Here is a 26004-nt window from a genome sequence, read left to right on the forward strand (position 1 = left end):
CTTAGGACCGCCGTCCGGTGCCGGTCGGCCGGTACAGGCGGCCGGCGCCGCCTCCCGGTCGGCGGCGCCGGCGGCGTCGAATCTGTCAGAAGTCTTACGAGGGCGCCCGGAACCTGGCGGTTCACAGGTCGCAGTGCTCGAATGGAGAGGTGAACGAGGAGCCGGCAGAAGGCAGTCCCGTAGGGCGGCGGGTCGTGCTCGGGATGCTCGGCCTCGGCGTCGCGGGGGTCGCCGTGGGGGCATCCGTACAGAACAAGGTGAACCGCGCCCTGGCGCCCGTGGGCGGGATCCAGGACGTCCTCCCTGCGGCCGGAGGGTTCCGTTACTACTCCGTCACCGGAAGCGTTAAGCGGCACAGTGTCGCCACGCACCGGATAACCGTGGGCGGCCTGGTCGACAAGCCTCAGGCGTTCAGCATGGCCGACCTGGCGCGCCTGCCGCAGACGGTGCTCGACAAGGACTTCCAATGCGTGACGGGCTGGCGGGTGCCGGACGTGCGGTGGGTGGGCGTCGCCCTCCCCGACCTCCTGGACGCGGTGGGGGTGTCACCGCAGGCCAAGGCCGTCCGGTTCAAGTCGTTCGACGGCGTCTACACCGAGTCGCTGACACTGGCCCAGGCGCGACGCCGCGACGTCCTAGTCGCGACGCAGATGGACGGCAAGCCGGTCACGCATGACCACGGCGGCCCCACCCGGCTCTATGTCGCGCCCATGTACGGCTACAAGTCCCTGAAGTGGCTGGGCGGCATCGAACTCACCGACAAGGTCAAGCCGGGCTACTGGGAGGACCTCGGCTACGACGTGGACGCCTGGGTCGGCCGGTCGAACGGACGTGACGATGCACCCACATGACGCCGTCCGTCACGAACCGACCCGCCCCGGGCCGGCACGGCCGGTGTGGATGCTGCGGTTCACGCGGGCCGAACGGGCGATCCACCATGTGACCGCGCTGCTGATGGGGGTGTGCCTCGTCACGGCGGGCATGCTCTACCTGCCGATGCTGTCCACGGTGGTCGGGCACCGCGAACTGGTGAAGACCGTCCACGTGTGGTGCGGTTTCGCGTTGCCGGCCCCCATCGTCCTCGGCCTCGTCTCCAGGGCGTTCCGGACCGACCTGCGCAGCCTCAACAGGTTCGCGCCGCACGACTGGGAGTGGCTGAAGCGTGGCGACCGCAGGGCCGTGCGGCACGGCCGTGGCGTCCTGCCCGTGGGCAAGTTCAACGCCGGCCAGAAACTGAACGCGGCGTTCACGGCGGGCGCGATCCTGCTGATGCTCGGCACCGGGGAGATGCTGACGTTCCCGGACCCGTGGCCGGTCCATTGGCGCACGGGCGCCACATTCGTGCACGACTGGCTCTTCCTCATCATCGTCATCGTCGTGGCGGGGCACCTGTGGGAGGCGTTCCGGGACAAGAACGCGCTCGGCGGGATGCTCACCGGCCGCGTCGACCGCGACTGGGCGGCCAGGCACCACCCGGGCTGGTTGGACGCGGTCCAACGGGGCGCCGCCAGAGCGCCGGACGGCGGGTCCGGCACGGCATCGGGCGAGGAGGTCTCCGGCGCGACCGGAGAAGGCGGTCCAGAATTTGCGAAACGACGCCCCGGTATGTCTTGACTCTCCCCAGGAACGCGCTGGAATGAGACATCGAGGCGACGTTCGGGCGGAAGCCCCCTACCAGGGGTGATCCACGCGCACTGCGCCTCGGCCGGCGGCAATCCCCGTCCGCCGGGACCCCGTGCGCGGAGGTGTGCGCAGATGCCTGCACTGACCGATCACCGGAGCGAGACCCGCGACGCTCTCACGCGGCGGCTCGCCGACGAGTTCGCGAACTTCACCTCGGACGCGGTGGACCAGTGCGTCGCCGACGTCCAGGCGTGCATGGCCCACCTCGGGCTCGACCCGACGCCCGCGCGCGTGGAGCGCATGGCGCGCGAACATCTCGTCGGCATGCTGAAATCCGAGCCGCCGTCAGGGCGGACCCAGGGAACCGGGGTGGACGGCTGAGCCCCGGAACGGTCCCGTCCCGCGGGGCGGTCCGGCGCCTTACGGGCGCGCGCCGCCGCGGGATCTGAGAAACTAGGGACCGTGAGTCCTCCCAGCCGCCGTTCCTCGTCCGGGGATCCGGCGCGGGCCGGGTCCGCCCCGCCCGGCGAGGTCTCCGAGATCTTCGACGGGATGCTGCGGCACGCCCGCGAACTGCTGGCCGTGCGCAGCCCGCTGGACGCCGAGCTGATCGTCAGCGAGATCCTCGGCTCCTGGTGGGGCCACCGGGTGACCGCCGGGGACGTCGAGGTGGTCATCGGCGAGGCGCTGGCCGACCACGCCGCGCGCGCCGGGACGCCCGCCGCGCTCGCGCTGCTCACCGGGATGGCGTACCTGGGCACGCCCCGGCAGGCCGCCAGGGCCGAGCGCGCCGCGCTGGAGCTGATGGAGCGGGGCGTCGCCCGCCCCGGATGGGCCGACCGCGTCGGCATGGTCGAACCGGAAGAGTGCTTCGTGTCCCGGGACGTGTACGGCGACCAGGACTCCATCGTCTGCACCTACACCTACGGCGGCGCCGACCGGCACGCGCTGGTCGTCCTGGTCGACCGCAACAAGGCCGGAGCCGTCCCGTACGCCGACGCCCCGTTCTCCCCGGCGTCCCGGTCCTCGCCGCGTGCCGGGCGTCCCCCGGCATGCGGGATGGTGCGCGACGCATGGGTGTCGTCCCAAGTCGACAAACTCCTCGACCACTGCCGCCGCGAAGGGCGCGACAACCCCCTGATGCGGTTCGAACAGCTGGACCCGCGCGACACCAAGGCGCTGCTGCGCAGCGCGCTCGACCTCACCAACGACACGACCGAGCCGCCGGTCAACGACACCTTCGGCTCCTACCACGCCTTCGTGCGCGCCCGCGTGGGGATCCTCCCGCCGGGCGGGCGCCTGCCGCAGCCGCCGGTGTACGGGCGCGACCGGCGCGCCACGATCGCGGCGAGGTTCCTCGCCTCGGACGAGGCTGGCGACCTGTCGGACCTGTCGGCCGCCAGCCGCTGCGTGGACCGGATCATCGCCTACGGCTGCACGCACGACTTCGGCCGCCCGCTGCGGGTCAGCCCGATCAAGTGCGAGATGTTCCTGCTCGACTGGCTGCCCCGCAAGGTCCTCCTGTCCCCCGCCGAGCAGGAGGCCGTGCCGCACGTGCTGGCGGCGTGGGTCCGCTGGGCGGGCAAGCGCACCGGCCTTCCCGAGGAGGGCGTCAGGGCGACCCTGGACGCCGTGTGGGACGCGACCGGGAAGTTCGCCGAGGCGTACCGCGACCCGTCCGCTTTCGGTCTCGACCGCGACCTCGTCGTCCGGCTGTTGCCCGACGGGGAGCTCGAGGCGCTCCCCCGCCGCGCGTTCGCGCTGCCGTTCCTGTCCGGCACCCACCGGCGCTCCGGCCGGCACGGCTCGGTCGACCTGTCGGCGCTCGACCCGTCCGATCCGGCCGACCGCCGCGTCATCCTGGAGTTCGAGCACCCCGGCGCGGACGAGGAGCATCTGGACGCGCACGAGAGGCTCACCGACCGGCTGTGGAGGGGCGACCCGCCGCAGCTGTGGGAGACCGCCCAGTCGCTGCTGGACATCGGCCATGAACGCCACGAGATCCTGCACAAACTCATCGGCGTCCTCGATCGCTGCGGCGACGACCCGGACGCCCTCAGGGAGGCGCTGCGTGTCCTGCGTCACGAACCGCCGCCCGAGTGAACTCCCGGTTTGCGCCCGGCGTCCCCGGCGACAATCATCGGATCTCGGGCATGGTCTCGCGGGGGCCCGGGACCGCCCCCGGTCGTAGGGAGTGATCTTGTTGGAGTGGTCCGAGTTCGCCCGCCGGCTGGGGCGTGAACTGGCGGGTCTCGACCGGGACACCATCCTGATCGTGCGCGAACGCGACGAGAGCCGGCACTACGTGCAGGCGATGCGCGAGCCGGACCGGCTGTACGCCGAGGCGGTCAGCAACAACTTCCTCGACGGGCCGCTGCTGCTCACGCCGGCCGACGAGGAGGTCATGAGCGACGCGGGCTGGCGCCCGCCCGCCGACCCCGCGCCCCGCAACTGGTGGACCGAGCTGCCCGAGGCCGGCACGCCCGGCGGGATGCGGTCGGTGACCGTCGGCGACTACGCGCGGCTGGCCGAGGTGATGGTCACCGCGCTGCGCGACGTCCAAGGCGTCCGCCGCCCCTCCGACCTGGTGTACGAGTCGTTCCACCGGCACGGCACCGGCCTGATCGAGCTGCTGGACTTCGGCATCGAAATCGCGGACCCGTCCCGGGTGAGCAAGCGCCGCTCGTCGGCCGCGATCGCCCCGCAGGCGGCCGGCCCTGACGGCGCGCGCCCGGCGGCCCCCGGCCTGCCGCCCGCCGCCCTGCCACCCGGAGGCCTGCCACCCGGAGGCCTGCCGCCCGTCACGCCTCCGCCCGTCACCCCGCCGTCCGCCGGTCCGCCGCCCATCACGCCGCACCCGGCCGGCTCGCCGCCCGCCGGACCGCCCATGCCGGTGCCGCCCGCCGGGGCCCCCGGCGGCGACGCCGAGCTGCTCGAGGCGCGCCTGGCCGAGGCCAAGGAGCGCGGCGACCACGCCACCTACTTCACCCTTCTCGCGGGCGCCGACCTCGTGCTCCCGGCGACGGGGCACGCCGTCGAGAACCCCGACCGCGCCGAGCTGCCGACGATCACGATCGGCAGCGGCACCTACGTCACGCTGTTCACGTCCCCCGGTGCGCTGGCCCGCACGGGCGACCAGCACCCGCTCTACCGGCGCACGTCGTTCGCCCTGCTGGCGGCGGGCTGGCCGGACCCGTCCTGGCAGCTGGCCGTCAATCCCGGGCTGCCGAGCGAGGTCCTGCTGGACGCGTCCGCCCTCGCCCGCCTGGAGGCCGCCCAGCGCGAGACGCCGTCCACCGGTGCCGAGGTCCCCGGCCCCTACGGCGGCGCCGGTCCGGACACGGCGGCCGGTCCCGGCCATGCCGGCAGCGGGCCGGCGTCCGCGCCCGACGGTTCGGGCATGTACGGGCAGCCCGGCGCCAACGGGCCGTCGCCGGAGATCAACGGCTCGTTCCCCGTCAACGGTTCGCCCGCCGTCAACGGGATCCCGGGCCTGAACGGGGCGAGCGGTCTCAACGGGATTCCCGGTCTCAACGGGAGTGGCCGCGCCGACGACCCCTACGACGACTCCGGCACCGCGATCGACCCGTACACGGCGGAGGAGTTGAGGGCGGCGCTGGAAGCCGGTACACCGGACCTGGGAAGGGCCAAGCCGGAGACCCCGGAGCCCGAACCGGCCGCCGCCCCCCTGGGCGCCCCGACGGAAGGGACACCGCCCGCCGGCGAACCGCCGGCCGCGCAACAGCCCGGCACACCACAACCCGATGTGCAACGGCCCGATGTGCAACAGGCCCCCGCTCAGCAACCTGAGGTGCAGCCGGTCGTCGAGCAGCAGCCCGCCGTGCGGCAGACCGAAGTACAGCCGGTCGGTGCGCAACCGGCCGCGGGCGTTCAGCAGCCCGGCGGTGTCTCCATGCAGGTTCCCGTACAGGTGCCCATGCAGCCGCCCCACGGCACCCGTCTGTGGCGCTCCACCGGCGAGGACGACGACGTCCCCGTCGCCGTCTACGACGCCATCGGCGGTGTGTGGAGCCCGGCGCGGACCGACGCCCTCCCGGCTCCCCGGGCGGAGTGACGCAGCGTTCGGCTACCGTCGGGTACGGCAATCCCACCCCCGGACGCGAGAGTGGACCCCGAGTGGACTGGAACGACTTCGCCAAACGGCTGACGCTGGAGCTGTCGCGCCTCCCCGTCAAGTCGTTCCTCATCGTGCAGGGACCGAGCGGCCTGCCGTACGCGCAGGCGATGCGCATCGAGGGCGGCCTCGACGCCGAGGCGGTCGGCAGCGCGTTCCTGCCCCGCCCGCTCGCTCCCCGCCAGGAACGGCGCCTCACCACCCTCGGGTGGGAGCCGCCCGACGGCGAGGAACGGCGCAACTGGTGGAACCGCTACACCTGGCGCGAGCGCGGCAACCGCGCGTCCGAGGAGATGCTGGAGTCGGCCGCGATGCTCGCCGGCCAGATGGTCGGCGCCTTCCGCGACGTCTACGGGACCGAGTCCCCGCTCGAACTCGTCTACCAGGCGAGCCGGATGGGGCCTGAGGGCGGGCCGCTGGCGCTTCCCGGCCTCGGCATCCCGCTGGCCGTTCCCGAGGCCGAGGGCCCGCCCGGAGGGCAGGACGCCGCCCGTGCGGCCGGCCCGTCCGGCACCGCCCTGCAGGCCGCGCTCATCGAGGCGCGCGAGCGCGGCGATCAGCAGGCGTACCTGCGGCTGCTGGCGCGCGCGACGCTGTACCTGCCAGCATCCGGCGATCCCACCGCCGAGCACCGGTTCGCCACGGCGCAGTTCGGCGACGGCACCTTCGTGCTGGCGTTCACCTCTCCGGAGGCGATGGACCGCTCGCTGCAGGGGCAGGCCGTCCAGCACCGCGAGGCGTCGCTGTCGCACCTGTCCCGGCACTGGCCCCATCCGGAATGGCAGCTCGCGATCGACCCGGGGCTGCCCAGCGCCTCGTACCTGGACGCGCACGCCCTGTTCGAGCCCGTCGCCGCGGAGCCGCCCGCCCGGCCCGCGGCCCCGGAACCGCCCGCCCGGCCGGCGGTCCCGGACCCGGCCGACGTCCGGGTGGCCGGCCGGTCGACCCGGACGTCCGGGCGGCGCCGCCGGCCGGTCGCGGGACGCCCGCAGGCCGCCGCCAGATCGCCGCAGGCGCCTCCGCACCCCCAGCAGGACTCCGGGGCCCCGGCGGGGGTCCCCGCGGCCGCACAGGCCCCCTCACAGCCCGTCGCCGACCCGGCCCCGCCCCGGCCGCGGCAGGACCGTCCGGCGCCCGTGCGGCGGTCCGAGCCGGTGAGCGCGCGGGAGACGCCGGCCGACCCGCACGGCCTCCCGGTTCCGCCGCCGGACGGTGGCGCCCGGCAAGCACCCCCGCAGCCGGTACCGCATGCGCCGCGGGAGCAAGGACCCGCGCCCGTGCCGCGGCCCGTCCCCCATGCCGCCCCGCCGACCGGCAATCCGCAGCCCGCCCCGTTCAACCCGCCGATGGTTCCCGAGAGCCCGCGGACGTATGGCGCACCGCCCGCGCCCGCGGTGAGCGCGCGGTCCACGGCACGGGACGTCCCGCGGCCACCTGAGCCTGACCACAGAAGTGCCGACCGTCCCGAGCAGGCCGCGACCGCGCCCCCGTTCCAGCCGCCCGCGCGCACGCATGAGGAGGCCCCCGTCCAGGGGCCGCCGCCGCAGGCACCCGCGTTCGACCGCGTGGAGCCCGGCCGGGAGACACGGCCGGAGCAGGCCCCGCATGCGGGCGACGTCGCGCCCGAGAGCGGGCCGCCGAGCGACGCGGCGCCGATGAGCGCGGGGCCGGTGGAGACCGCCACCGACGTCCTGGTCATGCAGAAGGTCTTGCGGCGCGAGCATGTGCAGCATTACCTCGAAGGCGGTTACGACCTCGTGGCGGGATACGTGCACCGGCTCCAGGACGTGGCCGAACTGAACACCCCCGCCGCGCTGATCCGCGGCCTGGGCCTGGTGTACGAGGGGTCGCCGTTCTCCCCCGGCGACGAGGAGATCTTCGTCATCCGGTGGCCCGCGGTGAAGCCGTCCCTGTTCCGGCGGCCGCTGGGGGGCATCGACGAGTGGAGCATGGGGATCATCCCGGGCGGATGGGTGATCGAGAAGGCGCCGTTCCCCGGTTCGGGGTACGCGCCGGGCGACGGTCCCGCCGTCCCCGAGTTCAAGATCGAGAGCCAGCGGCTGCCGCACGGCGCCGAGCTGTACCGGCTCGACGCGGGGGCCCGGGAGTCCCTGGTCGCGGCGTACGACGCCGACCTGCGCCGATGGCTCGTCAGGCTGCCGGGAGGACGCGGATGAGGATCCGGCACGGCTTCTACGCGCGCTGGCGCGGCACCGAGTACGAGGCCAGCCCGGACGCGGACCGCGTGCGGCTCTACACGGGCGAGCACGCCGACGGGTTCCGGCAGATCGGACCGGGCCGGTACGTGCAGGTGGTGCCCGCCGCCGAGGTGGAGGACGTCACGTACGTCAGCACCCACTGCACGTGGCGCGGCGAGCCGTTCGTGGTGCTCGGCGAGCACCAGGGATGGCTGCGCGTGGAGTACACAGGCGGGAAGGCGCCGGTGGCCGAGGGCCTCGGGCTCGAGCTGTTCGACCGCGGCGTGTACCAGGCGTGGGCGTCGAAGCACGAGGTCGAGGACGTGCGCGAGGACGCCGTCTGAGGCAGCCGTATTAGGCGGCAGGGCGGCGGCGGACCGCGCGACCGGTGGCGGCTCCCGGGCGTGGTAGGTCTTGGGCATGGCGGTCATCGACATCAACGCCGACCTCGGTGAGGGCTTCGGCATCTGGGAGCTGGGCGACGACCTGGCGTTGCTCGACGTCATCACGAGCGCGAACGTCGCCTGCGGGTTCCATGCCGGCGACCCGCTCATCATGCGGCGGGTGTGCGCCGCGGCGGCGGAACGCGGCGTGACCATCGGCGCCCAGGTCTCCTACCGGGACCTGGCGGGGTTCGGGCGCCGCGAGATGGACGTCGCCGCACCGGAGCTCACCGCCGAGATCCTGTACCAGCTCGCGGCACTGGACGGCATAGCGCGCACAGAGGGCGGCCGTGTGAGCTACGTGAAGCCCCATGGCGCGCTGTACAACCGGATCGCCCGCGACGCCGTGCAGGCCGCGGCGGTGGCGGACGCGGTGCGCGCCTACGATCCGCAACTTCCGCTGCTGACGCTTCCCGGATCGGCCGTGCACGAGGTCGCCGACGGACTGACCGTGGTCGCCGAGTGCTTCGCCGATCGCGCCTATACGCCGGAGGGCGGGCTCGTGTCCCGTCGTGAGCCGGGCGCCGTGGTGCACGATACGGACGCCGTCGTGCAGCGGGCCGTGAGGATGGCCGTGGAGGGAACGGTCGTCGCCGTGGACGGAAGCGAGGTCGCGCTCAAGGCGCGCTCTATCTGCGTGCACGGTGACACACCGGGCGCGGTGGCGCTCGCACAGGCGGTCCGGTCCGCGCTGTCCGGCGCGGGGGTCGCGCTGGAGCCGTTCGCGTGAGAGTGCTGAGGGCCGGTGACGCGGCCCTGCTCGTGGAGACCGGCGACCTGGCGGCGGCCCACCGGCTGAACGCGGCGCTGCGCGAGGCGTCCTGGCCCGGCGTCGTGGACGTCGTCCCGGGCGAGCAGACCGTCCTGGTGGTGACCGATCCCTCGGCCGACCTCGACCGGCTCGCGGCCCGCCTGCCGGACCTGCCGCTGCCCGCCGACGCGGAGGGCGACGCGGAGCCGGTCGAGATCCCCGTCGTCTACGACGGCGAGGACCTCGACGAGGTGGCGCGCCTGACCGGCCTGCCGCGCGACGAGGTCGTCCGGCGGCACGCGTCCGGTTCGTACACGGTCGCCTACCTCGGCTTCTCCCCCGGCTTCGGCTACCTGACGGGCCTGGATCCGGCGCTGCACGTGGCGCGCCGCGAGTCACCGCGCACCGCCGTCCCGGCGGGCTCGGTGGCGATCGCGGGTCCGTACGCGGCGGTGTACCCGTCGCGGTCGCCGGGCGGATGGCGGCTGCTCGGGCGGAGTTCCCTGCCGCTGTGGGACGTGACGCGCGATCCCCCGTCCCTGCTGCGGCCGGGCACGCGCGTCCGGTTCGTCCCCGAGGAGCCTTCTTGATCGAGGTCGTCCGGCCCGGCCCGCTGGCGACCGTCCAGGACCTCGGCAGGCCGGGCCTCGCCCATCTCGGCGTCCCGCATTCGGGCGCGGCCGACGAGCGCGCCCTGCGGCTCGCCAACCGGCTCGTCGGCAATCCGGAAGGCGCGGCGTGCGTGGAGTTCACCTTCGGCGGCGGCTTGTTGCGTTTCCACAAGGACGCCTGGGTGGCCGTCACCGGCGCGCCGCTGCCCGTGCGCATCGACGGGCGCGCGCATGGAACGAACGCGCCGTGTCATGTGCGGCGTAGTGGTGTGGTGGAGCTCGGCACCCCCACGTCGGGTCTGCGCAGTTACCTCGCCGTGCGCGGCGGCATAACGGTCGACCGGGTGCTCGGCAGCCGGTCCACCGATCTGCTGTCCGGTCTCGGCCCGGCTCCGCTGGCGCCCGGCGACCGGCTTCCGACGGGCCCGATGTCGGGACTGGGCTCCATCACCGTGGACGTGGCCCCGGCCCCGTCACCGATCGACACTCCCGTCCTGCGCGTCCTGCCCGGTCCACGGGGCGACTGGTTCACCGAGGACGCGATGGCCGCGCTCACGTCGGCGCCCTACCGGGTGTCGCCGGAGGGCAACCGCGTGGGCGTGCGGCTCGATGGACCGCCGCTGGCCCGGGCGCGGGACGGGGAGCTCGGCAGCGAGGGCATGGTCACCGGATCGATCCAGGTGCCGCCCAGCGGCCTGCCCATCATCTTCCTGGCCGACCATCCCACGACGGGCGGCTACCCGGTCATCGCGGTGCTGGCCTCGGCGTCCGTGCCGGACGCGGCGCAACTGCGGCCGGGGCAGCGCGTCCGGTTCCGCCGCTGAGGCGGCTCCCGTCTGAACGGCCCGCTCAGGACAGCGGTGCGGGCGCGGACCAGTCCAGGTGCGAGACGTCGTTGAATCCGCGGACCGACGCCACGCCGTTCACCCACACGAGCCGCGAGATCGACCCGTTGTCCGCGGTCAGGAACGCGAACGGCCTGGACCCGGCGGCGGCCGCGAGCGCCTGCCCGATCACGCCGCCGTGGGTGAACACCGCCACGCACCCGCCGGGATGGGCGGCGGCGACCCGCGCCAGGCCCTCCTGGACCCGTGCGGCGAACGCCTCGTCGCTCTCCGCGCCGGGAATGACGTCCCAGCGCTCCTCCTCGAGCATGCGCTGGGCGACCGGGCTGTTCTCCGCGACCATCTTGCGGAACAGGCCGCCCTCCCACTCGCCGAGGTGGACCTCGCGCAGGGCGGGCTCGACCTTCGGCTCGATCCCGAGCTTGCGCGCCAGGGGCGCGGCCGTCTGCGCGGTCCTGCGCAGCGTGGTCACGTAGACGGCGTCGAGCCGCGTCGAGGCGAGCCGCTCGGCGACCCGGTCGGCCTGCTCGCGTCCCTCGGGCGCCAGGTCGGGGTCGCCCTGGCCGTCCACCAGCGGGAACGGCGCGCCAGGCCGGGCCGGCGCGGAGGCACCGTGCCGGATCAGCAGCAGCTCGGTCGCGCCTTCCGGCGGCTGGTAACGCTTCTGCCGGTATTCGACCGGCTCTTCCCGCTCGTCCACGAACGGCACCTTATGCGGGCGCCCGGCGGCCGCTCCACGCCGGGGGTGCTCCGCAGGCCCGCGCGTCAGGCCGCCAGCCGCCGCAGGCGGGCGGTCTCGGCTTCGAGGAGGCCGGCGGGAACGTCCTCGAACGCGGTCACCGCCGGATCGCCGTCCTTCATCTCCCACACCCCGGCGACGCGCCCCTCATGCAGGACGACCGGTGAGATCCATCCACCCGCACGGCTCACCTCGGCGCGGTGCTCCACCGGTATCAGGTAGGTGGCGCTCGTGCCCGCGCCGAGGACGTACTGGTCGAACGCGCCCAGGAGCCGGACGGAGGTGGCGGGCGCCGTGTCCAGCAGCTCTTCGCGGTGCTCTTCCAAGATGTGCATGGGGACGCCCTCCACCTCCACCGTGGAAAGCCCGTCTTCGGCGGCGGCGAACCAGCTCTTCACATCCTTCTTCCGGTTGCCCTTGCGCATGAGCCAGTTGTCGAACATCTCCGGCGTCGCCGGACCGTGCGCACCGAGATAGGCGCGCACGACCGTGCGGGCGGCCTCGTCCATGGGAGGCAGGCCCTTCCATCCCGGCACCCAATGTGCGGGGGACGTGAACGTGACCCGGGTTCCCTGCGGCGGCCCGAAGCAGAGGACGCCCCACCAGGCCAGCGGCTTGAGGAGCGTGCCCCATCCGGAGCCGAGCACCTCCGCGAGATGCCGGGAACCGGTCTCCTCCACCACGGCGGCGGTCAGCTCCTCGCGTGTGAGCGCCCCGCCGCCCGCGAGCGCTTCGGCGGCGGCCGCGGCGATCGCGTCCAGGTCGGCGGGGGTGGCGCCGAAGTTCCGCTGCCAGCTGCCCTTCTCCCAGTTGCGGATCGCCGCGCACAGCACCAGGTAGGCAGCGGCCTCGTCCACCGGCAGCAGGTGCAGGGTGCCGCGCATGGCCCACGTCTTGACGAGCGTCCGTTCGTCCAGCACCGCGCGGGTCACCTCACCCGGCTCCGGCGCCGCTTGGCGAACCGCCACCGCCAGCCCGGCGGCGGAGGCGACCTGCGCCTGCACGCCCGCCAGCCGCCGCGCGATGTCAACGGCGGACGCATCGCCTGGCGTTTCGATGAACTGGCGCCGCATCCGCCAGGCCAGCACCTGCGCCCACGTAACCGAGGTCATCCACCGATTACACCGCGAACGGCCGACAGAATCGGCCGCACCGGACGTCAGGTCAGGCGGTGCGAGAGCTCGGCGAAGGCGTCGCGCACGTCGTCGGTGGTCAGCACCGTCAGGTCGTCGGCGGTCGCGGCGGAGCCGAGCCCCGCAGCCCGCAGGGCCCGGCACGCACACGCCTTCTCGTACAGCGAGCGGGCGAAGCGGCCATTGCCGAGTTCATCGATGCGGCCCGTCCCGCAGACGCGCTGGAAGACCAAGGCGAGGTCGTCGAGCGCGCGCTCCTCCCATTGGTCGCCGCCCTGTTCGGCTATGAGCTGCGCTATGCGCAGCAACTCGTCGGGGCCGTAGGACGGGAAATCCACCCGGACGTCGAAACGCGAGGCGAGGCCCGGATTGGACGAGAGGAAGCGGTCCATGTCGGCCTCGTATCCGGCGAACACGACGACGAGCCGGTCCCGGTCGTCCTCGGCCCGCTTCAGCAGGACCTGCACCGCCTCGGCGCCGAACGCGTCACCGCCCGAGTAACCCGGGTTGGTCAGCGCGTACGCCTCGTCGACGAACAGCACGCCGCCGAGCGCCGAGTCGACCACCTTGTTGGTCTTCAGGGCGGTCGCGCCCAGGTGCTCCCCCACGAGGTCGGCGCGCTGCGCCTCGACCACCTGCGGCCGGGCAAGCAGGCCGAACGCGGCGAAGATCCGGCCGAGCACCCGCGCGACCGTCGTCTTGCCGGTTCCGGGCGGCCCGGTGAAGACGAAATGCCGCGTCGGCGGCCGGGTCACCAGGCCCTGGTCCCGGCGCATCCGCGCCACCTGGAGCTGCGCGGCGATCTCGCGGACCTGCCGCTTCACCGGTTCCAGCCCGATCATCGAGTCCAGGGAGCCGAGCGCCTCGTCCAGCGTCGGCGTCTCGGCGTAGCCCCGGTACCGCTCGGTCACCTCGGCGAAGGCGGTCTCGACGTCCTCCTCGCGCAGGGTGACGAGGTCGTCGGCGGTGGGCCTGGCCGGTTCGCCGGAGGAGGAGACGGCGCCGACGACCCGCACGTCCCGCGCGCGCGCCGCCGCCTCGGCCAGCGTGCGGACGAACCGTCCGTTGCCCAGTTCGTCGACGATGCCGCGCCGTTCGACCTCCTCGAAGCGCACGGAGAGCAGGCTCCGCGCTTCGGGCGACAGCCGGTCCTCGCGGAGCTCCGTGTGGTACTCGGCGATCCGGAGCAGCTCGGCGGGCCGGTAGGACGGGAAGTGCACGCGGGTGCCGAAGCGGGAGGCGAGCCCGGGGTTGGAGCCGAGGAACTCCTCCATCTGCGCGTCGTACCCGGCGAGGATGATCACCAGGTTGTCGCGGTCGTCCTCGGCGCGCTTGAGGAGCGCCTGCACGGCCTCGTCGCCGAACCGGTCGGGCTGGCCCTCGGCGGAGTTGACCAGCGCGTAGGCCTCGTCGATGAACAGCAGCCCGCCCAGGGCGGAGTCGACGAGCCGGTTGGTCTTGATGGCGGTGGCGCCCAGGAACTCGCCGACGAGGTCGGCGCGGTGGGCCTCCACCACCGTCTGCTCGGGCAGCAGCCCGAACGCGTAGAAGATCTTCGCCAGGACGCGGGCGACCGTCGTCTTGCCGGTGCCGGGCGGGCCGACGAACACGAAATGCCGCATGGGCTTCTCGGTGGGGACCCCGGCGGCGGCGCGCATGTGCGCGGCCTCGATGGAGGCGGCGATGGAGCGGACCTGCCGCTTGACCGGCTCCAGCCCGATCATGGCCTCGAGCTCGGCGAGCGCCTCCGCGACCGAGATGCCCGGCTCGTCCGTCCCGCGGGCGTCGGCGGGCGCGCGGGACTCCGGGACCGCGGCGGTGTCCGCGGTCTGCGCGGCCGCACGCTGCCCCTGGACCGCCGCCTCGGCGGCCGCGGCCCCGGCGGCCGAACCGGGCGCGTCGTCGCGCGAGGGGCCCTCTGAGGGCCGCGCCGCGCCCCCGCCGCCGCGCCGGTCGGGCCGGTCGCGCCGGTCCGGGCCGGAGGGGTTACGACGAGATCCCACCGTTCCGTCCCCCTTCGGGGTGGCCTGTTCCTGAACCCAGCCGGTCTCGTACGCCTCGGCCGGCACGGCACGCCGCGCCTGGTCCCAGCGGTAGGCGAGCACCGCGAAGGCGGCGGCCCACCCCGGCAGGACGCTCGCCTGCGGAAGCGGATGCGCGATCGCCGCCGTCGCCATGCCGGCCGCGACCAGTGCGAGCAGCGCGGTCCGCCAGGGCGCGTACCCGCGCAGGCGAAAGGCCAGGAACGCCACCGGCAGGGCGAGCAGCCCGAGGAGCAGTTCGGGCCTCAGGTAGGGCGGACGTCCCTCGTCCGGGTACAGCCCGGCCAGCGGAACCGACAGCGCCAGCCATGACGCGACGACCGCCACGACCGCCATCCCGGTGGGCGAGCGCAGCGTCAGATGGACGACGATGAGCAGGATCACCGCGAACGCCGCCGTGCCGAGGACGGGACCGTCCAGGACGACCATCGCCGCCAGCACCAGCGCGACCAGCAGGACGCCGCCCAGGAAGCGCAGCCCCGCCGGCACCTGGAAGTAGCGCCAGCGCAGGCGCTCGAATAGATCCCGTGCCGCGGCGTCCTTCGCCGGGCGGGAGCGGGACCTGCCAAACAAAGCCATCAAAAGCGAGTAAAGCGCAGGACCGGCCGGAAGGGGACTCCCCGCGCCGCGTTCGTTGACTCCTGACGACGCCGCCCGGTTGAGAGTCCTGTTCACTCCCCCGGAAGACCAGGACATTTGTCCCGTCCAAAAGGAGAGGTTCGGCTCTGCAGCGCACCGCGGTGAAATCCGTAGCGTCGCCGTCATGACAGTCCAGACCGAGGTAACGACCGGCGCGGGCCTGCTCCTCGGCCTGCTGCAGCCCGACTCCGGCACGGTGACGACCTTGGGGACCGCCCCGGAGCAGGCCGTGCGCGCAGGCCGGACCGTCTCCGCCGCGTACGGTTTCCGCGTGAGCGAGGAGAGCGCAGGGTGAAGCTCTGGAAGGACGTCCCGCCCAGGCGGACACCCGACCTGGACGTGGACAAGCTGGACCGCGACGGTCCCGAGGGGGACGCGTTCGTCTTCTGGCTGATCATCCTCGCGTGGCCGCTGCGCGACATCATCGCCGGCCGGTCGCATCCGATGTGGCTGGCCGTCCCCGCCCTCATCGTGTTCGCGGCGGTGCACGTCGGCGTCGCCCGCACCGCGTTCGACGGTCGGGTGCCGATGAAGGTGCCGGTGGGCCTGCTGCTGGTGGAGGCCGGTCTGGCCTCGGCCGCCACCACCGCCTTCCAGCACCGCTGGTTCACGCTATGGCCGCTCCTCGGCCTGGCCACCGGGATCGTCGTGGGCCATATGCCCCGCCAGACGAAGGGCCCGGAACTTCCGATGCTCATCGGCGTCGGAGGCGTCTCGCTGCTGACCGTCGTCGTCTCGTCGGCGGGAGGGGACGACAGTTCGACGGTGCTGGGCAACTGGTACGCCGTGGTCACCTCGGCCTTGGTGACGGCGGTCGTCCTGCGGCTGTTCGCCGTCATCCGCATGCTCCGCGAAGCGCGCGAGGAACTGGCCAAGGCGGCCGTGGAGCAGGAGCGGCTCCGCTTCGCCCGGGACCTGCACGACCTGCTCGGCCACACCCTGTCGCTGATGGTCGTCAAGGCGCAGGCCGTCCGGCTGGTCGCCGGGCGCGATCCCGGGCTGGCCGCCGAGCAGGCCGCCGACATCGAGAGCGTCGGGCGGCAGGCCCTCGGCGAGGTGCGCCAGGCCGTGTCCGGATACCGGGGCCGCGGCCTCGCCGAGGAGCTCGACGCGGCGCTCACCGCGCTGGCCGACTCGGGTGTGGAGGGGACCGTCCGGCGCGCCGGCCCGCCCCTGCCGCCGGAACCGGACGCGCTGCTCGGCTGGGCGGTGCGGGAGGGCGTCACCAACGTCATCCGGCACAGCGGAGCCCGGCACTGCCGCATCACTGTCCGCAACGACGGCGACTGCGCCGTCCTGGAGATCGGCGACGACGGGGCGGGCCCCGGCGGGCGGGCCGGCACTCGCGCGCCGCATGACACGGTCGCCCCAGGCGGCGACAACGGCGACCACCCCGGCATGGGACCCGATGGGCTCTCGCTGGGCCCCGGTGGGCATGGGCTGCGCGGGCTGGCGGAACGGATGGCCGCCGCCGACGGCACCTTGCGGACGGGGCCGGCTCCCGGCGGCGGATTCCTGCTGACGGCGACCGTACCGATTTGAACCGACCGGGCTGCGTCGGGACGCGGCGCCGGTCACCGCGGCGCCGGTGGACAATGGGGCCGGGAGGAGACCCGTGATCAAAGTTCTGCTCGCCGAGGACCAGGGCATGATGCGCGGCGCGCTGGCGCTGCTGCTCGGCCTCGAAGAGGACCTGGAGGTCGTCGCGCAGGTCGGGGACGGCGCGCAGGTGCTTCCAGAGGCCCTGCGGACGCGCCCGGACGTCGCGGTGCTCGACATCGAGATGCCGAGCCGCAGCGGCCTCGACGTCGCGGCCGACCTGCGGCGCGAGCTGCCCGCCTGCAAGGTGCTGATCGTCACCACCTTCGGCCGCCCCGGCTACCTGCGCCGGGCGATGGAGGCGGGCGCGAGCGGGTTCCTGGTGAAGGACGGCCCTATCGAGGAGCTCGTCTCCGCGCTCCGGCGGGTGCTGGCCGGCGAGCGGGTCGTCGACCCGGCCCTCGCGACGGCGGCGCTGTCGGTCGGCCCGAACCCGCTGACCGAGCGGGAGCGGGACGTGCTGTCCGCCGCGTCCGACGGTGCGACCATCGCCGACATCGCCGGGCGCCTGCACCTGTCGGAGAGCACCGTCCGCAACTACCTGTCGGCGGCGATCGGCAAGACCGGTGCGCGCAATCGCATCGAGGCGGTCGGGACGGCCCGCCACAATGGCTGGCTGTGACCACCGAACACGTCCCTGAGGACCGCTCCGCCACCGGCACCGCCGACGCACTGCCCGGCCTGGATCCCGCCCGGCCCGCGCGCGGGGCCGTCCCCCGCGCCGCCGGTTACGAGATCGAGGACGAGCTGCGGGCCGCGCTCGCCGACGGCGGCCGTCCGGTCCGGATCGCCGGCGTGGACGAGGTCGGCCGCGGCGCGTGGGCGGGCCCGGTCGTGGTGTGCGCGGCGGTGACCGATCTGAGCGCGCCGCCGGTGCTGCGCGGGCGCGGTGAGCGGACCGTCGCGCTGACCGATTCCAAGCTGCTCACGGCGGCGCACCGCGCGTCGTTCGCCGAGGTGCTGTCCGGATGGCTCGCCGGGCACGCGATCGGCGCCGCCTCCCCGGAGGAGATCGACGAGGTCGGGATGACCGAGGCGCTGCGCCGCGCCGCCGTCCGCGCGCTGGAGGCGCTGCCCCAGCCGCCCGACGTGGTGATCCTGGACGGCAAGCACGACTTCCTGCGCCGCCCGTGGCGGGTGCGCTGCGAGATCAAGGCCGACCAGCGGTCGGTGACGGTCGCGGCGGCGTCCGTCCTGGCGAAGGTCCACCGGGACGGCCTGATGGCGGACCTCGATAAGGACTTCCCCGGATACGGGTTCGCGGAAAGCGCCGGATACCCGTCACCCGTCCACCAGCGGGCCCTGGAGGAGTCCGGACCCACACCGCACCACCGGCTCTCCTGGTCGTATCTGGACGATCTGGCCCAGTGGCGGCACCTGAAGAAGCACCGCGACCCGCTCGCCGGAGAGGGGCAGCTCAGCCTCCTGTGACGTGGCCCGCGCGCGGGCCATGAGTCATCCCCGCCGGTCCGGGTAAGCGTCGCTCTACGGGAGGTGCAAGCCATGGACGCCGTCGTCAGGAAGCTGCTGCACGAGTCCGGAGAGACGTTCGCCGAAGAGGCCGGGATCCCCTTGAAGGACCAGCCGGCGGCACTGTTCAAGCTGCTCGTCTTGGCGAACCTGCTGAGCGCCCGTATCTCGTCGGAGATCGCGCTGGCGGCAGCGCGGGAGCTGTTCGAGGCGGGCGGCGGGACGGCCCGCGGCATGGCCAAGCTGACCTGGCAGGAACGCGTGGACGCGCTGGGACGCGGCCACTACGTGCGCTACGACGAGAGCACCGCGACACGGCTCGGCGAGGCGGCCGACATAGTCCAGGACAAGTACAAGGGAGATCTGCGCAAGCTCGCCATCGAGGCCGGACGCGATTCCGGCAAGGCCGCGGAGCTGCTGAGGGAGTTCCCGGGCATCGGCCCCACCGGCGTGGACATCTTCTGCCGGGAGGCGCAGGCGATCTGGCCGTGGCTGCGTCCCTACGTCGACGGCCAGGTCAAGAAGGGCGCGGAACGGCTGGGGCTGCCCACCGACGCCGGGAAGCTCGCCTCCAAGGTGCCGGAGAAGGACCTCGCGCGGCTCAGCGCCGCACTGGTCCGGGTGGCCCGCGACAAGAAGCTCGCCGACACGGTCAAGGCCGCCTGAGAACCCCTCCGGCCGGCCGCCGCGGGCCTCAGAGGCGGACGACGACCTCGTCGACCGGCTTCTTGCCGATGTCGGGCACCATCGCGTCGTCCGCCGGGTAGCCCACGAGGATCACCACGTACGCGCGTTCCTCCTGCGGCCGTTCGCACACCTCGTTCAGGAACCGCATCGGGCTCGGCGTATGCGTGAGCGTCGCCAGGCCCGTTTGATGCAGCCCGGCCAGCAGATCGGCAAGAAACGCCAGAATCACCGGTAGGGCTCCGGCATCCGCGGGGCTGCTCGGGTGCTCGCGGGTCGGGTCAGTCCTTGCCGCGGGCGGCCACCCACTCCAGGTTCCAGCCGTACGCCTCGTCGACCGCCATCTTGCCCCAGCGCGGGCGGCCCGGCGGCGGCATCACGAACCGGCCCTCGCGCCGCACCACCAGTTCCCCGCCCACGTTCTCGATGAGGGCGAGCACGGCGTCGCGGGAACCGTCGACGCAGTCGTCCATGCGCATCTCGATCGGCGCCGTGTTCACCGGGAACAGCGTCGCGATCGCGTCCAGGCCGCGGAAGTCGTCGGCGCCGTCGTAGATCTCGGCGAACACCAGGATCCGCTTGAAGTCGGCGGTGTGGTCGAGGTTGATGGTGAGGTTCTCACCGGTCTCGATCGCGCCGGTGCGGTCGTCCTTGTCGAGCCGGATGAACGGCGGGCGGTCCAGCGCGCCCATGTCGCCGAGCGCGTGGATGATGCCCCTGCGCCCGCTCTGCAGCTCCCAGAGGCAGCACAGGTCGAGGTCCAGGTCGACGCCGCGCCGGCGCTTGCCGAGCCGCCCCTTGGCGACGCCCTCGCGCGCCGTCCAGTTGAGGTTGACCCGCATGTGCCCCGAGGTGGCGCCGTGCTTGGTGAGCGACACCGACGGCTGGTTCTTGGTCAGGGAGATCTTCCCGCCCTGCGGAGCCGGCGCCTGCGGCGGGGCCTGGGGAGGCGGTGCCTGCGGAGGCCCCTGCGGAGGCGCGTATCCGGGCGGCGGCGGGGGCGCGTACTGCCCCGGCTGCCCCGGCGGGGGCGGCGGCATGTACTGCCCGCCCGGCGGCGGAGGCGGCGCGTACTGGTCGGGCGGCGGCGCGTACTGGCCTGGCTGGCCTGGCTGCTCGTACTGGCCTGGCTGGGCCGGCGGCGGGGCGTACTGGCCGGGAGGCGGCGGCATGTACTGCCCGCCGGGAGGCGCGTACTGGCCGGGTGGCGGCGCCTGCGGCTGCGGCGGGGCGGGAGGGGCCGCCGGCGGCGGCGGGGCGGGCGCCTGGGTCTGCGGAGGCGGCGGCGCGGACGCCTGGCCGGGATCGTCGACCGTGATGCCGAAGTCGGTGGCCAGGCCCGCGAGCCCGGTGTCGTATCCCTGCCCGACCGCGCGGAACTTCCATCCGCCCTGCCGCCGGTACAGCTCACCGAGCACGAACGCGGTCTCGCTCGTGGCGCCGGGGCTGTCGAAGCGCGCGACCTCGGTACCGCCGGAGGCGTCCGCGACGCGCACGTACAGCCCCTGGAACTGGCCGAACGTCCCGCCGTCCGAGGACGCGGCGATCACGATCTTCTCGACGGCCGGTTCGACGCGGCCGAGGTCCACCGACAGGGCGTCCACCGTCGTCGGCCCCTGCTGCTTGCCCTCGTACCGGACCGCGCCGGACGCGTGCGCCGGCTGGTTGTAGAAGATGAAGTCGTCGTCGGAGCGCACCCGGCCGGACTCGGCCAGCAGCAGCGCCGACGCGTCGGCGTCCGGCACGCCCGGGCCGCTCTGCCACCCGACCTCCACGCGGACCGCGGGAACCGGCACCGCGGTGTTGGCGCCCTTCTGCATGGACATTAACGCTCCTCGTCATCGGCCGACGTGACCAACCTACGGGCCGACCCGCGGCACCGCGACCTGCATGTGAGGTGGACGCACGACACGGCCGGGGAGTTCCGGCGCGACAACCGGACCCGCATCGTCCTTTTAAGTGGACGAGTGGCGTCCGGTTGCGCTAGCCTCCTGGAAGCGGACGAGACAAGTCCGCTTCTCGTGGGAGGTTCTGATGGCAGACGGCAGCATCCGGGTCGGCATCGTCGGCGCGAACCCCGACCGGGGCTGGGCCGCGCGGGCGCACATCCCCGCCCTTCACGCGCTGCCCGGTTACGAGGTCACGGCCGTCGGCACCAGCCGGGCCGCCAGCGCCCGCGCGGCGGCCGACCGGTTCGGCGTCCCGCACGCCTTCACCGACGCCCGGGAACTCGCCGCGCATCCCGACGTCGACCTGGTGGTGATCACCGTCAAGGTGCCGGCGCACGACGCGCTGGTCCGGGCGGCGCTCGACGCGGGCAAGCACGTCTACTGCGAGTGGCCCCTGGCGCTCGACACCGCGGAGGCCGAGGGCCTGCTGGACCTCGCGCGGCGCAACGGCGTGCGGCACGCGGTGGGCCTCCAAGCGCGCTTCTCCCCCGCCGTGCAGTACGCGCGCGACCTCGTCGCCGACGGATACGTCGGCCGGGTGACCTCCGTCAACGTCTACGCGGCGCGCGGCAAGGCCGGCGGAGGGGAGATCCCCGCCTGGGCCGCCTACACGTTCGACAGGGCGAACGGCGCCGGCTCACTCGAGGTCGGCGCGGGCCACACGCTCGACGCCATGGAGTACATCGCCGGGAACGTCACGGCCCTGTCGGCGGAACTGTCGGTTCAGCGCACCGAGTACCCCGTGACCGGCACGAACGAGGCGGTCAAGGTCGACACCCCCGACCAGATCGTCGTGGGCGCGGTCCTCGCCGGAGGCGCCACCGCCTCCGTGCACGTGCACGACGCGAAGGTCACCGGGGCCCGCACCCGGATCGAGATCGCGGGCACCGACGGGGACCTCGCCCTCGTCTCCCCCGGCCCGGGCGCCAAGGAGGGCGTCCAGATCGGCGCGCTGGCGCTCCGCGGCGCTCGGGGCGGCGGATCGCCTCGCGAGGACCTGCCGATCCCGGACGAATACCTGTGGGTCCCCGAGCAGGCGCGCGCGGTCGAGGTCCTCAACGTCGCGCAGTTCTACGCCCGCTTCGCCGAGGACATCCGGACGGGCGCCCGGACCGTCCCCGACTTCGACGCCGGCCTGCACATGCATCGGCTCCTCGACGCCGTCCGCCGTTCCGCCGAGACCGGGACGCGCCAGACCCTTTGAACCCGTGACCGGGCCGGGCGGGTCAGGGGACGCGGGCGGTCCATTCGGGGGTGCTGAACTTGCCGGCCGCGTACTTGTCCGCGAGGCGGAGCTCGTCGTCGGTGAGCCGGTCGTCGGCCAGGCCGTACCGGCTCCGGAAGTGCGCGATCATCCGATCGATGATCTCTTCGCGGGGCAGGCCGGTCTGCCGCCGCAGCGGGTCGACCCGCTTGGCGGCGCTGGCGATGCCCTTGTCGGACACCTTCTCCCGGCCGATCCGCAGCACCCGCAGCATCTTCGCGGCGTCGATGTCGTACGACATCGTCACGTGGTGCAGCACCGCGCCGGAGGCCAGCCGCTTCTGCGCCGCGCCGGCGATCTTGCCCTCGTCGGAGGTGATGTCGTTGAGCGGCCGGTACCAGGCCCGGATCCCGAGCCCGGCGAGCGCGCCGAGCACCCAGTCGTCGAGGAAGGCGTAGCTCTCGGCGAACGACATGCCCGCGACCAGCGACGCGGGCGCGTACAGCGAGTAGGTGATCGTGTTGCCGGGTTCGACGAACATCGCGCCCCCGCCGCTGATGCGGCGCACCACCTCGACGCCGTACCGTCCGGCCTCCTCGGCGTCGACCTCGTTGCGCAGCGACTGGAAGCTGCCGATGACCACCGCCGGCGACGCCCACTCCCACACCCGCAGCGTCGGCGGGCGGCGCCCCGCGCCGACCTCCTCCGCGAGCACCTGGTCGAGCGCCATGTGCAGCGCCGGGCCCTGCGGCGGCTCATGGACCAGCCGCCACTCGTGGTCGCGCCAGTCCGACGCCCGCGCGACCGCGCGCCGCACCGCGATGCCGACGGCCTCGGCGGTGATGCCCAGCATCACCGTCCCGGCGGGCAGCTCCGTCTGGACGCGGGCCCCGATCTCCCTGGCCTCCAGGCCGGCGGGCAGCCCGTCGAGGGCGGCGTCGATGGCCTCCAGCGCCTCGTCCGGCTCCATGAAGAAGTCGCCGCTGATCCTCGGGCGGCGCAGCAGGCCGTCCACCACGTCGACATCGGCGACCACGAGCTTGCCGCCGGGGACCTTGTACTCACCGTGCATCACGTTCCTTCAAACCCCGGCGCCCCTGCCCCGATTCCGCGCTCCGCTCCAAGCGGAAGGGGAGGTCGCCGGTCCCGGCCGGGGCCGCGCGCAGACTGTTCCGTAGCGTGGCCCTTAGGAAGGAGTCGATGCGGTGAGCAATCTTGATGTGCGGCCCAAGGCCGTCACGTGCGGGGGCCGGGAGGACGTCGCCGGAGGGCCGGTGCACGAGGTGCTGCCGCCCCGGCGGGTGCCGCTCGGCGAGAGCACGTTCGTCCGCCGGCTGCTGCCGAGCCTCGGGCGGCGGATGGTCGGGGCCTGGTGCTTCGTCGACCACTACGGCCCGGACGACATCGCGGGCGAGCCCGGGATGCAGGTGCCGCCGCATCCGCACATCGGGCTGCAGACGGTGAGCTGGCTGCACGCCGGGGAGGTGCTGCACCGCGACAGCCTCGGCAGCCTGCAGACCGTCCGGCCGCGCGAGCTGGGGCTGATGACGGCCGGGCGGGCCATCGCGCATTCGGAGGAGTCGCCGCGCGACCACGCGCCGACGCTGCACGGGGCGCAGCTGTGGGTGGCGCTCCCGGACGAGCATCGCGGCACCGACCCGGCGTTCGAGCACCACGGTGACCTTCCCGTGGTGCAGGGCCCCGGTTTCGGCGGGACGGTGATCCTCGGCGAACTCGACGGCGCGGTCTCGCCCGCGACCGTGTACAGCCCCATCGTCGGCGCGGACATCACCCTGGCGGACGGCGCCGACGTGCGCCTGCCCGTCGAGGCGGACTTCGAGTACGCGGTGCTCACGATGTCGGGCATCACCGAGGTGGACGGTGTGCGCGCGGAGCCGGGCTCGATGGTGTACCTCGGATGCGGGCGCCGGGAGTTGCGGTTGCGCGCCGACGGGGCGAGCGGGCTCGTGCTGCTGGGCGGCGAGCCGTTCGCGGAGAAGCTGGTCATGTGGTGGAACTTCGTCGCGCGGTCGGGCGAGGAGATCCGCCGGGCGCGCGAGGACTGGACGTCCGGCGAGCGGTTCGGCGCCGTGCACGGCTATGACGGGCCCCCGATCCCGGCGCCGGCGCTTCCCGACGTGCCCCTCAGGCCCCGGGGGCGCGTCCGCTGACCGCGTCCGTCCTGCGCCGCCGAGCGAAGTGTTGTCTTTGCTCGGTTGGCTAGCGATGCTAGGATCCGTCGTGTGTCCGTACAAGAACGCCGTGAGCGCGAACGAGCAGAACGTCACCGGCTGATCGTCAGGGCCGCCCGGGAGATGGCCGAGGCGGAGGGCTGGGAGTCGGTGACCACCCGGCGGCTGGCCGAGCGCGTCGAGTACAGCCAGCCGGTCCTCTACAGCCATTTCAAGGGCAAGGACGCCATCGTCGCGGCGGTGGCGGTGGACGGGATGGGCGAGCTGGCCGGTCTCCTGCGCGAGGCGCGGACCGGCCGGTCGGCGCCGGAGGAGGCGCTGCGCGCCATGGCCGCGGCCTACCTGGACTTCGCCCGGGAACGGCCCGCGCTGTACGACGCGATGTTCGTCCAGCAGATCGACGTGACGTTCGGGACCGGCGAGTCGCCCGCGCCCCTGCGGGAGGCCTTCGGCGAGTTCGTCTCCGCGTTGAAGCCGCTTGCGGGCGGGCGGGACGTGGAGACGCTCGCCGAGGTGACCTGGGGATCGCTGCACGGCCTGGCCACCCTCGCGCGCGGGCGCCGGCTGAGACCAGGACACGGCGACGCCCGCCTCGACCTTCTCCTGACGGCGATCATCGCGGGAGGCTCCTAGCGGCCGGGAGCCGGCCGGCACCCGGGCGCGCCGCGTTCAGGAGCGCGGCGAGCATCATGATCCCGGCGGTGATGCCCAGCCCGTACTCGACGACCGAGACGGCCGGGTACTCGACGGGCGTATAGCCGCCCGGGTGGAGGAGCGCCCAGGGAAGCTTCCACGCCGCCCAGGCGAACAGCGAGCCCGACGCGATGAAGCCCAGTGCCATCGGGATCCACCGGGGCATCGCCGGACGTCCGGCGGCGATCGCCCGGACCGCGGCGGCGCCGATGACGGCCCAGAGCGCGGAATTGCCGACGAGCAGCCGTCCGTTGGCGTTCATCATGTCGCGGTGCGCGATCCCGAGCGTCCCGCCCGCCGCCCAGTACGTCCACAGGAGCGCCAGTGCCGCGACCAGGGCGTTCATGGCTCGGAGGCGGTATCGCCCGAGGAGGGCCGGCCCGTGGTCCCCGACCCGTCCGAGGAACGCGGCCGGCCACCTTTCCCGCAGGTAGATCGGGAGCCCGACGGCCAGCCCCACGGCCATGCCCGCGAACCCCACCCCGATGAAGATCATCTCCCAGGACGGCGCGGCGTCCCCGCCGCCGGAACCGCTGGAGCCGCCGCTTCCCGAGTCGCCGCCCACGAAGGCGCTGAGCAGCATGTAGGGGATCATCGGGATGAGGAACCCGGCGCCCGTCCAGGCGCAGAAGACCAGCGGCGGCGCCGGGACGCGGCGCCCCCATCGCTGCGCCAGGCCCAGCCCGAGGACGACGCCGACGACCGACATGCCGACGGTGACCGTGTTCAGCAGGATCCAGTCGCCGTCGCCGAAGTCGGACGGCGTGTGCCCGAGCAGCGCCGCCACCACCCAGACGACCTTCACCGCGAGATAGAGGGACAGTGAGAGGGCGGCGCCGTAGCCGGCCGCTTTGCGGACCGACGTCCATCTGGCGCCGATCCCGTCCGTCTCGACCGGTGTGGCGATTCCGCTTACCGGCGCGTGCAACCCGTCGTTCATGATGGAGAGTTTCGAGGCGGCGGCGCCGCACCGCCTCCCCCGTGGGGGCCACTCGGCTCCCCCGTACGGGCGAGCGCGGAGAGCCGCCCCGATGGACGGCCTCCGCGCATCTCG

Annotated in this window: 25 protein-coding genes; 18 read left to right on the top strand and 7 right to left on the bottom strand. The window is 73.7% G+C overall.

The window, feature by feature from the left end:
- Positions 1-149: 149 nt before the first annotated feature.
- From ABD296_RS07815 to ABD296_RS07860, 10 genes are all read left to right on the top strand, one after another.
- A complete protein-coding gene (locus ABD296_RS07815; protein ID WP_344263057.1) occupies positions 150-851 on the top strand; it encodes a molybdopterin-dependent oxidoreductase in 702 nt (233 codons plus the stop codon).
- On the top strand, positions 838-1614 hold the full coding sequence (locus tag ABD296_RS07820) for a cytochrome b/b6 domain-containing protein (protein ID WP_344263058.1): 777 nt from the start codon (positions 838-840) through the stop codon (positions 1612-1614). The genes ABD296_RS07815 and ABD296_RS07820 overlap by 14 nt, the downstream gene beginning before the upstream one ends.
- Positions 1615-1755: 141 nt before the next feature.
- Positions 1756-2004 carry a hypothetical protein gene (locus ABD296_RS07825; protein ID WP_344263059.1) on the top strand — a complete coding sequence of 83 codons (249 nt, stop codon included), beginning with the start codon at positions 1756-1758 and terminating at the stop codon, positions 2002-2004.
- Between the two features lie 171 nt (positions 2005-2175).
- The gene (locus ABD296_RS07830) at positions 2176-3726 is read left to right on the top strand and encodes a hypothetical protein (protein ID WP_344263203.1); all 1551 of its coding nucleotides are present in this window, start codon (positions 2176-2178) and stop codon (positions 3724-3726) included.
- A 97-nt stretch (positions 3727-3823) separates the two neighbouring features.
- A complete protein-coding gene (locus ABD296_RS07835) occupies positions 3824-5698 on the top strand; it encodes a TY-Chap domain-containing protein (protein ID WP_344263060.1) in 1875 nt (624 codons plus the stop codon).
- Between the two features lie 62 nt (positions 5699-5760).
- Positions 5761-7935: an SseB family protein gene (locus ABD296_RS07840; RefSeq protein ID WP_344263062.1), complete on the top strand. Its 2175-nt coding sequence runs from the start codon at positions 5761-5763 to the stop codon at positions 7933-7935.
- Positions 7932-8300 (top strand): hypothetical protein, encoded by a 369-nt coding sequence (locus tag ABD296_RS07845; protein ID WP_344263065.1) that lies wholly within the window; start codon positions 7932-7934, stop codon positions 8298-8300. Before ABD296_RS07840 ends, ABD296_RS07845 begins: the two co-directional genes overlap by 4 nt.
- 76 nt (positions 8301-8376) lie before the next feature.
- Positions 8377-9129 (top strand): LamB/YcsF family protein, encoded by a 753-nt coding sequence (locus ABD296_RS07850; RefSeq protein ID WP_344263067.1) that lies wholly within the window; start codon positions 8377-8379, stop codon positions 9127-9129.
- Positions 9126-9740, top strand: a complete 615-nt coding sequence (gene pxpB / locus ABD296_RS07855; RefSeq protein WP_344263069.1) for a 5-oxoprolinase subunit PxpB — start codon at positions 9126-9128, stop codon at positions 9738-9740. The genes ABD296_RS07850 and pxpB overlap by 4 nt, the downstream gene beginning before the upstream one ends.
- Positions 9737-10585: a 5-oxoprolinase subunit C family protein gene (locus tag ABD296_RS07860; protein ID WP_344263072.1), complete on the top strand. Its 849-nt coding sequence runs from the start codon at positions 9737-9739 to the stop codon at positions 10583-10585. The genes pxpB and ABD296_RS07860 overlap by 4 nt, the downstream gene beginning before the upstream one ends.
- Positions 10586-10610: 25 nt before the next feature.
- On the opposite strand, the gene ABD296_RS07865 is transcribed toward ABD296_RS07860, so the two are convergent.
- The 3 genes from ABD296_RS07865 to ABD296_RS07875 all read right to left on the bottom strand — a co-directional run bounded on the left by ABD296_RS07865 (position 10611) and on the right by ABD296_RS07875 (position 15099).
- Complete coding sequence (locus tag ABD296_RS07865) at positions 10611-11306, bottom strand: histidine phosphatase family protein (RefSeq protein ID WP_344263074.1); 696 nt, start codon at positions 11304-11306, stop codon at positions 10611-10613.
- Between the two features lie 65 nt (positions 11307-11371).
- Entirely contained in the window at positions 11372-12457 is a 1086-nt protein-coding gene (locus ABD296_RS07870; RefSeq protein WP_344263075.1) for a winged helix DNA-binding domain-containing protein, read from the bottom strand.
- 47 nt (positions 12458-12504) lie between these two features.
- Positions 12505-15099, bottom strand: coding sequence for an AAA family ATPase (locus tag ABD296_RS07875; RefSeq protein ID WP_344263077.1), 2595 nt, complete (start codon positions 15097-15099; stop codon positions 12505-12507).
- A 184-nt stretch (positions 15100-15283) separates the two neighbouring features.
- Between ABD296_RS07875 and ABD296_RS07880 the strand changes: the two genes are divergently transcribed.
- The 5 genes from ABD296_RS07880 (at position 15284) to ABD296_RS07900 (ending at position 18894) form a co-directional block, all read left to right on the top strand.
- Positions 15284-15454, top strand: a complete 171-nt coding sequence (locus tag ABD296_RS07880) for a hypothetical protein (protein ID WP_344263079.1) — start codon at positions 15284-15286, stop codon at positions 15452-15454.
- Positions 15451-16701 carry a sensor histidine kinase gene (locus ABD296_RS07885; protein WP_344263081.1) on the top strand — a complete coding sequence of 417 codons (1251 nt, stop codon included), beginning with the start codon at positions 15451-15453 and terminating at the stop codon, positions 16699-16701. Before ABD296_RS07880 ends, ABD296_RS07885 begins: the two co-directional genes overlap by 4 nt.
- Before the next feature lie 73 nt (positions 16702-16774).
- Positions 16775-17380, top strand: coding sequence for a response regulator transcription factor (locus tag ABD296_RS07890; protein WP_344263083.1), 606 nt, complete (start codon positions 16775-16777; stop codon positions 17378-17380).
- A gap of 59 nt (positions 17381-17439) precedes the next feature.
- Positions 17440-18189 (top strand): ribonuclease HII, encoded by a 750-nt coding sequence (locus ABD296_RS07895; RefSeq protein ID WP_344263205.1) that lies wholly within the window; start codon positions 17440-17442, stop codon positions 18187-18189.
- Positions 18190-18261: 72 nt separating this feature from the next.
- Complete coding sequence (locus ABD296_RS07900) at positions 18262-18894, top strand: HhH-GDP family DNA glycosylase (RefSeq protein WP_344263085.1); 633 nt, start codon at positions 18262-18264, stop codon at positions 18892-18894.
- A gap of 28 nt (positions 18895-18922) precedes the next feature.
- Here the strand turns inward: ABD296_RS07900 and ABD296_RS07905 are convergent, their stop codons facing one another.
- Together ABD296_RS07905 and ABD296_RS07910 are read right to left on the bottom strand one after the other, a co-directional pair.
- The gene (locus ABD296_RS07905; protein ID WP_344263087.1) at positions 18923-19144 is read right to left on the bottom strand and encodes a nitroreductase family protein; all 222 of its coding nucleotides are present in this window, start codon (positions 19142-19144) and stop codon (positions 18923-18925) included.
- A gap of 49 nt (positions 19145-19193) precedes the next feature.
- Complete coding sequence (locus ABD296_RS07910; protein ID WP_344263089.1) at positions 19194-20738, bottom strand: TerD family protein; 1545 nt, start codon at positions 20736-20738, stop codon at positions 19194-19196.
- A 208-nt stretch (positions 20739-20946) separates the two neighbouring features.
- Between ABD296_RS07910 and ABD296_RS07915 the strand changes: the two genes are divergently transcribed.
- Positions 20947-22065: a Gfo/Idh/MocA family protein gene (locus ABD296_RS07915; RefSeq protein WP_344263091.1), complete on the top strand. Its 1119-nt coding sequence runs from the start codon at positions 20947-20949 to the stop codon at positions 22063-22065.
- Between the two features lie 22 nt (positions 22066-22087).
- Here the strand turns inward: ABD296_RS07915 and ABD296_RS07920 are convergent, their stop codons facing one another.
- Entirely contained in the window at positions 22088-23137 is a 1050-nt protein-coding gene (locus tag ABD296_RS07920) for a lipoate--protein ligase family protein (RefSeq protein WP_344263093.1), read from the bottom strand.
- A gap of 133 nt (positions 23138-23270) precedes the next feature.
- On the opposite strand from ABD296_RS07920, the gene ABD296_RS07925 reads away from it, so the two are divergent.
- Positions 23271-24236: a pirin family protein gene (locus ABD296_RS07925; protein WP_344263095.1), complete on the top strand. Its 966-nt coding sequence runs from the start codon at positions 23271-23273 to the stop codon at positions 24234-24236.
- 72 nt (positions 24237-24308) lie between these two features.
- Positions 24309-24890 carry a TetR/AcrR family transcriptional regulator gene (locus tag ABD296_RS07930; RefSeq protein ID WP_344263097.1) on the top strand — a complete coding sequence of 194 codons (582 nt, stop codon included), beginning with the start codon at positions 24309-24311 and terminating at the stop codon, positions 24888-24890.
- Here the strand turns inward: ABD296_RS07930 and ABD296_RS07935 are convergent.
- A complete protein-coding gene (locus ABD296_RS07935; RefSeq protein WP_344263100.1) occupies positions 24871-25890 on the bottom strand; it encodes a hypothetical protein in 1020 nt (339 codons plus the stop codon). The two genes, ABD296_RS07930 and ABD296_RS07935, sit on opposite strands and share 20 nt — an antisense overlap.
- Positions 25891-26004: the final 114 nt, after the last annotated feature.

Origin of the sequence: Actinomadura napierensis (genome assembly GCF_039529375.1) — a bacterium.
Classification (GTDB): Bacteria; Actinomycetota; Actinomycetes; order Streptosporangiales; family Streptosporangiaceae; genus Spirillospora; species Spirillospora napierensis.